1 pseudogene is annotated in these 893 nt (G+C 66.5%); it reads right to left on the bottom strand.

What is annotated here, in order from left to right:
- Positions 1 to 893: pseudogene (locus tag MRBLMG1_RS36170) on the bottom strand (IS5 family transposase); the annotation flags it as partial.

The raw sequence follows: 893 nt of genomic DNA, 5'->3' as shown, positions 1-893 counted from the left end.
GGCGAGGTAGCTGTCGGGCGACTTGTCGTAGCGTGTGGCGATGCCTCGCCAGGCCTTCAGCTTGTTGATCGCGCGCTCGACGGTGTTCCGTTCCTTGTAGAGATCGGTGTCATGGCTGAAGGGTCGGCCGCCTCGCGCTCCCTTCTTCTTGCGGTTGGCGGCCTGGTCCCGCTTTTCCGGGATGACGGCTTTGATTCCGCGTTTGCGCAGGTAGGAGCGGTTGCCCCGAGACGAGTAGGCCTTATCCGCGGCGACCGCGCCGGGCCTGGTGCGGGGACGGCCGACAGGTAGACGGACCCGCACCTTCTCGAGCACGGGAATGAACTGCGGGCTGTCCCCGGCCTGCCCGGCAGTCAAAACCAGCGCAAGCGGACGACACCTGCGGTCCGCGGCAAGGTGAATCTTGCTGGTGAGTCCGCCCCGGGACCTGCCGAGCAGGGCTTCCTTCAGGCGGAGTTTACGTCGGCGCCGGATGCGTCGACGCTCGGCCTGTCCGTTCTGTTCCTCCGGGCCGCCCCCTTTTGCCGGGCTGTCTCCTGCTCCTGCACGGCTTCTTCAAGAGCGTCCATGAGGTGCTTGCTGACCCGCAGCCCTGCGGCATCGTGGTGGGCGCGGACCGTCGTCGAGTCCACGCTGACCAGCGACAAGTCCGTCCTGCCCACACGGGCACCCTCGGCGATCAGGCCTTCCAGCAGGGCGGTGAACACACCGGCGTCCCGCCAGACACGGAAGCGCCCGTAGACAGTGGCCCAGGGGCCGAACTCCGCAGGCATCTCCCGCCACTGACCACTGGACCTAAACCGCCAGATCACACCCTCGAACTGCTCCCGCAACCGCTCCGGATACGGACCGTACCTACCGATCGGCAGATACGGCTCGATGAACTTCCACTG

The sequence above is a fragment of the Streptomyces sp. LMG1-1-1.1 genome, assembly GCF_040815545.1.
In the GTDB taxonomy this organism is placed as follows: domain Bacteria; phylum Actinomycetota; class Actinomycetes; order Streptomycetales; family Streptomycetaceae; genus Streptomyces.
The sequence above is the reverse complement of the archived record's forward strand: the minus strand, read 5'-3'. Positions and strand labels throughout refer to the sequence as shown.